A 6,627-nucleotide genomic window follows, 5' to 3' on the forward strand; every position below is an offset into this window, starting at 1 on the left:
AGGCCGGCCAGCAGGGCGCGTGCCGCCCGCATCAGCTTTGTCCGTCCGCCGGGTCCGGCCGGACCGGCGCCGGGAAGCGCGCGCGCCGTTCGAGGATTTCCAGGTCCATGTGGCTGCGGATATAGAGCATGCGCGCATCGCGCGTGGGCTGATGGTCCCAGGCGGGCGGCGCGCCCTGGCGCAGTGCCTCGGCCACCAGCCGGCGGCGGCGCTGCGACATGAGCACATCGGCATGCAACCCGGCCAGGTCCCATCGCTGTCCGATTTCGGCCAGGAAGGCGTCGCACAGCGCGCGATGCGCCGGATCGGCCGCCAGGTTGCGGATTTCGCGCGGATCGGCCCGAAGATCGTACAATTGATCCGGATCGGCCGGACAATGCACGAATTTCCACTGCCCGCGCCGGATCATGACGATCGGGGCGATCGCGCCCTCGGCGGTATATTCGCCCAGCGCCAGCCCGTCATCATCATCATGGCCCGTGCAATAGGGCAGCAGCGACCGGCCCTCGCCGGGCAGACGATCGGACCGGTGCGCCAGATCGCACAGCGTGGGCAGCAGATCGACCAGGGACACGCAGGCCCGCACCCGGCGGGGGGCGAAACGGTCCGGCGCGCTGACGATCATCGGGATGCGGCAGGAATCGTCGAAGAAACTCATTTTGTACCATTGGCCGCGTTCGCCCAGCATTTCGCCGTGATCGGCAATCACGATCACGATCGTATCGCGGTCCAGTCCGGTATCGCGCAGCGTGCCGAGAATCCGGCCGAACGCATCGTCGACGAAGGAGCAGGCGCCGTAATAGGCGCGGCGCGCGGCGCGGACCTGCGCCTCGGTCACCGGCTGCAGCGCCATGCCGTTGACATGGTGCAGCCGGGCGGCATGCGGGTCGCCGGCCTGCGCCGGGATGGCGGGCATGTCGATTTCGGCGTCGCTATACCGGCTCCACCAGGGATCGGGGATGGTGAACGGGTCGTGCGGGTGAGTCAGCGAGACCACCATGGCGAAGGGCCTGCGATCGGGATCGCGGGCCAGGTCGTACAGTTTCTGCCGGGCACTGAACGTGACCTCTTCGTCGAAATCGATCTGGTTGGTGCGCACGCACCGCCCGGCCTCGGTTACCGAATTCATGGTGTGGTACCATTCCGGCCGCTCGTCGAAACGCGTCCAGTCCGGGGTCCAGTTGAAATCGGCGGGATAGATGTCGGTCGTCAGCCGGGTTTCGAAGCCGTGCAACTGGTCGGGGCCGCAAAAATGCATCTTGCCGGCCAGGATGGTCTCGTAGCCCGCCAAGCGCAGATGATGGGCGAAGGTCGGCGTCTGGGACGGAAATTCGGCGGCGTTGTCATAGGCCCCGATCCGCGACGCCAGCCGGCCGCTCATGAAGACCGCGCGGGACGGCGCGCAGAGGGGGACGTTGCAATAGGCGTTTTCGAACACGACGCCGCCGGCCGCCAGCGCGTCCAGATGCGGCGTCTTCGCCACCCTGCCGCCATAGGCGGACAGGGCGGCGGCCTTCAACTGGTCGGCCATCAGGATCAGGATATCGGGACGTTCGCGCATGACCAGAGTGCTCCGCCTCTTCCGATACCGGCGCGAACGGGATCAGGCGCGATCCGTCCGGCCCGGCAATTGCCGCCCATGACGGCATAATGGATCAGAATCCCGCGCGGATGGTGCCGAAAAACTGACGCGGCGCGCCGACCAGGAAGGATTGGTAATCGCCGGTCATCGGCAATCCGTTCTCGCCCATCGTGGAGATGTATTTGACGTTGGTCAGGTTGTAGACATTGAATTCGAACGTCAGGTCCCTGGCGACGCCGTATCCCCTGCCCAGATGATAGCGCGCGCCCAGGGATTCCAGCCAGTAATGGGGGACCTTCATGTCGCCCGTATAGCTGAAATTCCTGGTTCCCATATAGGTCGTGTCGAAATGCGCATCGAAGTTGCGCCAGGTGTAGGACAGGCTGTTCTTGTACATCAGCCGCGGATAGGATACGACCTGCTGGCCCTTGAGGTGATAGACGATGCCGGGCTCGGCCAGGTTGTCGTCGTAGGTGGCGTGGTTGTAGCTGACGCTGTTATAGATCGACAGCCCCCGGAGCGGCGTTACGGTCAGGCCCGCATCGATGCCGTTCATGGTCACGCCGCCGACATTCGCCACGGTGGAGACCGGATTGACGATCGTGCCGGACGTGATCTGTTGCAGGCGATTCTTGAAATCCGTGTGATAGGCATAGAGCGACGCCTGCACGAGCCGGTCGGTGAAACGATAGCCGACGGCGTAGTTCCAGTCGGTTTCCGGCTTCAGCCCGCCCTGTTTCTGGAGCTGGTCGAAGGTGCTCTGGCTCAGCGCGAAGGGCGACGCCCCCTGCTTGTAGGCGGCGATCGGATAGGATTTCACATTTTCGGTGATATCGAAAAACGCTTCGTGCTGCCTGAGGAAATGCCAGTCCGCGCTGATATGGGGCAGGAATGCCTTGGCGGTCGTGATCGAACCGGAGGCGAGCGCGTTGGTGCCGGTATAGGATTGGAGATTCTGCGTGTCGCCCGCCCGCGCCGTCTGCAACAGGGCGCGGAAGCCGAAATGCAGCGCCAGGTTGGACAGCGGGCTGTAGGTGTCCTCGGCGAAGCCGGTGAAGCTGTTGGAGTTGATCTGTTCCCGCCAGAGCCGCGCGAACGGCGCGGGCAGCGACCCCAGCGAGTTGACGGGCGATCCCTGCCCCAGCAACGGTTCCTGGAATGCCCAGCGGCCGATATCGGTGTGGAGCCCTTCGTACCAGATGCCGGTACTGATGTGATTATGCGCGACATCGTAATGCAGGGCGGTGGTGAAGCCGCCGCGCTGGCTGTGCTGGAGCGTCATCTGGTCGAACAGCGGCGCCCCGTTGGGCGAGGACATATAGGGACTGGCCCAGGTGCCGCGCATATATTGTCCGTGCCCGTATATGACGCTGTCCCAGCTCAGCCGGTCCGTCAGCAGGAAATGGAAATTCATGCCGCCGAGATAGTCGCGCTCGAGCGTCGCGCCGTCATAATAGGATGCATCCCACGGATCGGACATTTTCGTATAGCCCGGCGGCAGCGCGCCGCCCGGAAGGCCGTTCAGCGACAGCGCGGAACGATAGGCCTTGGCATAGCCGTTCGGCGTTCCGATGAAATTGTCTATGTCATATCCGCCGTTCTTCAGCATGTCGAAGGACATGTCCTGGTAATTGTAGAGTTCGAAATCGGTCCAGTCGAAATAGGCCGAGACCGAGCTGGATTCTCCGACCGGCTGGACGAACTTGGCATTGACCTGCTGCGAGAACTGATTGGCGCCGCCTTTCCATTTGTCCATGTCGTTGCGCAGATAGGACATGTAGAAACGCGATCCCTGCGCATCGAGATCGCCGGAATCTCCGCGCAGATAGGTATGGAACGTATTGTTGCTGCCGAAGGTCTGGACGATCTTCGCGCCCATCTTGTGGCTGGGGTCGGAGGAATGGAACGCCACCGCGCCACCGAGATTGCTGGTCGACGCGGTATCTTCGGCCCCGGCGCTCATCGTCGCGTCCATGCGCGCGACATTTTCGGAACTGATGGCCGCCACCGAATTCAGGCCGTTCATGCTGTGGAATTCCTGATCGCCCAGCGGAATTCCGTCCAGCGTCATGCCGATCTGATTCTGGAAGAATCCGTGCATGTAAAACTGGTTGGACCAGGTATCCAGCCCCTGGGGGTCGTCGGACTGGAACATCACGCCCGGCATCTGGGCGAGCACTTTCAGCGGATTGGTGCCCGGCACGGATTTCGCGATCAGGTCCTGCCCCACCACGACCGATGTCGCCCGCGCCTTGCGCAATCCCACCACGCTGAATGTTTCGGGCCGCGCGGCGACGACGCGGCGCGCAGGCCGCATACCCTGGTCCATACGGTGCGACGATGCTGCGGGATGCGCGGTATCGGCCTTGTGCCTCTTCTCGGCCCAGGCCGCATGCGATGACGTTGCCAGGAGCAACGTATAGAATGCCGGGAGAATCCTGATCTTTTTCATCGAAATCGTTCCTGTGTTCAAGACCGGAATCCGATCATGCGCGCGCCCCATGGGATCGATACCGTACCGACGATCTGGAAAGGGATGATGAGATTGCAGGCGATTTCCGACAGCGGCCTGAGCCGTTCCGATATCGATCCAGTCGTGGGAAATCGGGGCGGGAGCGGATTGCGCGATATCCTTCCGAGCTGAAATATGACGATCGGCCAGGCCTGGCGCCCGTTGCGAGACATCATGCCGCCGGCGCCGGCACCAATATGATGCAGATACGCAACGATATCCCGGAAGCACGCCCTATGCGAGAGGAAATCACGCAAGCGATCCCATTGCTAGAACGGATGCGTCATCCGTTCACGCATATGGTGTCGCAAACCTACAAATCGGACGGGATATCAGAATCTCGTGCTGATCGTCCCGAAATACTGCCTGGGCGCGCCGACGAGCACGGATTGGTAATCCCCGGACAGCGGGTTGCCGTTCTCGCCCATCTGCGAGACATAGGATGAATTGAACAGGTTGTAGACGTTGAAATCCACGGTGATGTTCTTCAGGAACCGATAATCGCCGAAACGGTATCGTGCCCCCAGCGACGCCATCCAGAACCCCGGGACCGACATGTCGCCGACATAGCTGAAATTCCGCCGCGACGTATAGGCGGCATCGAAATGGATTTGCGCGTCATGGAAATTGTACGTCACGTTGGATTTGTACATGACGCGCGGATAATTGACGACCTGCTGCCCCTTGAGGAAGTAGGTCGTGCCCTGGGTGGTGATATTGTTGTCGTAGACGGCATGGTTGTAGCTGACGCTGTTGGTGATCGCCAGCCCGCGCAGCGGCGTCAGCGTCAGGGCGGCGTCCAGGCCGTTCATCGTGACGCCGCCGACATTGATCACGGTGGAGATCGGCTGGATGATCGTTCCCGCCGTCAGGGACTGCAGCCGGTTGGAAAAATCCACGTGATAGAGATTGAGCGACCCCTGCAGCAGGCGGCCGGAATAGCGATAGCCCAGGTCATAGACCCAGTCGGTTTCGGGCTGGATCGTGCGCTTCAGCGCCTCGAAGGTCTGCTGGTTGGAGACGCCCCAGGCCGAGCCCAACTGATAGCCGCTCATGCCGTAGCCGCGCATGTTCTTCGTGATGTCGAGATAGAGTTCGTGATGCCGCAGAAAATGCCAGTCGGCCCTGAAATCCGGCAGGAATCCGTTGGCGGCGGTCAGCGTTCCATAGGGCAACGTCTCTTGCCCGTTATAGGCGACGTCATTGGCCACGCCGCCGCCCCGCGTCGTTACCACCAGCGAGCGGAAGCCGAGATTGAACACCAGGTTGCGGGTCGGACGGATCGTATCCTGCAGGTGCGTCTGCACCGTATTGGACCAGTAATCCATGCCCCAGTTCTCCTGGAACGGGGTGCCGAAGCGGCCATTGACGGCATCCAGCGGTTCCCCCTGCCCCAGGAGCGGTTCGGGGTACTGGAATTCGTCCGAGATATAATGATCGTTTTCGTACCAGAGTCCGCCTTCGATCCTGTTGATACCGAGCTGATAGTCGAGGGCGCTGGTGAAGCCGTATCGCTGGGTGCGCGGCTCGATCACCTGTTCGGACAGCGGCGCGCCGTCGGGCGAGGGCGTATAGGGACTGGTCCAGGTCTGCCATTGCCGCTGGCCATGGCCGTAGAGGACCGTATTCCAGTCCAGGCGGTCGGTCAGCGGCAATTGCAGCGTGGCCCCGCCGAGATAATCCTTGGCGATCGTCACCCCGTCATAATAGGACACGTCGATCGCATCCGAAAACCCGGCGAGCGAGGGCTGATAGATCCCTTGCGCCGCCAGATAGGCCAGGTTGTAATAGGGCCAGTAATAATCGTTGCGCGTGCCCAGCGCCTTCAGCATCGCCAGGCTCTGGTCCGCATAGGCGAACTGCATGGTCTGGTTCCAGTCGAAGAACAATGTCAGCCTGCCGGCGCCGGCGATGGGCTGCACCAGCTTGGCATTGACCTGCTGGTCGAACTGATCGCCGTTGCCCTTCCATTTCCGGCCGTCCGCCCGGGCGTAGGACACCAGCATGCGCGTTCCGGACCGGTTCAGCACGCCGGTATCCAGGCGCACGAAGGTGCGGTAGGTCTGGTTGCTGCCGAAGGTCTGCGATACGGTGCCGCCGCGCGTCATTTGCGGATCGACGCTGCGCAGTTCGACCGCACCGCCCAGGTTGGTCGTCGAGGGCATGGCCAGCGCCCCCGCCCCCTGCGAGACGTCCATGGCGGCAATGTTGTCCGGCGAGATGGCGAACGTGCTCATCAAACCATTATAGGGCCGGTAATCCTGCGCACCGAGGGGAATGCCGTCCAGGGCGAAGCCGAGCTGCTGCTGGGTGAAGCCGCGCATATACAGCGCCGATCCCCAGCTATCGGTCCCCAGCGGATCGTCCGAGACGAAATTGATCCCCGGCAGCCGGCTCAGCATTTTCGCGGCGCTGGTCCCCGGCACGAACTGGTCGAGAACCTGTCGTCCGAGGATCACCGTCGCGCCATGGGCCGTGGTACGGGCGTGACTGACCGTCAGCGCCTCGGCCGCGACGGCGCGGGCCTTGCCGG

3 protein-coding genes are annotated in these 6,627 nt (G+C 62.5%); all 3 read right to left on the reverse strand.

All coding sequences use genetic code 11. The annotated features are described in order from the left end of the window. Positions 1 to 31: 31 nt before the first annotated feature. On the reverse strand, positions 32 to 1,561 hold the full coding sequence (gene betC, locus HUK84_RS08315; RefSeq protein WP_176639881.1) for a choline-sulfatase: 1,530 nt from the start codon (positions 1,559 to 1,561) through the stop codon (positions 32 to 34). 94 nt (positions 1,562 to 1,655) lie between these two features. Further along, positions 1,656 to 4,034 carry a TonB-dependent receptor domain-containing protein gene (locus HUK84_RS08320; RefSeq protein ID WP_176639882.1) on the reverse strand — a complete coding sequence of 793 codons (2,379 nt, stop codon included), beginning with the start codon at positions 4,032 to 4,034 and terminating at the stop codon, positions 1,656 to 1,658. A 392-nt stretch (positions 4,035 to 4,426) separates the two neighbouring features. Continuing rightward, positions 4,427 to 6,627 (reverse strand): TonB-dependent receptor domain-containing protein (locus tag HUK84_RS08325; RefSeq protein ID WP_176639883.1); only part of this gene is annotated, 2,201 nt, incomplete at its 5' end.

The sequence above is a fragment of the Nguyenibacter vanlangensis genome, from assembly GCF_013376155.1.
GTDB classification, from domain to species: Bacteria; Pseudomonadota; Alphaproteobacteria; order Acetobacterales; family Acetobacteraceae; genus Gluconacetobacter; species Gluconacetobacter vanlangensis.

Bases quoted from the DNA above. Each gene is read 5' to 3' on its own strand.
- betC (WP_176639881.1), bottom strand. From the start codon at position 1,561: ATGCGCGAACGTCCCGATATCCTGATCCTGATGGCCGACCAGTTGAAG.
- HUK84_RS08320 (WP_176639882.1), bottom strand. From the start codon at position 4,034: ATGAAAAAGATCAGGATTCTCCCGGCATTCTATACGTTGCTCCTGGCA.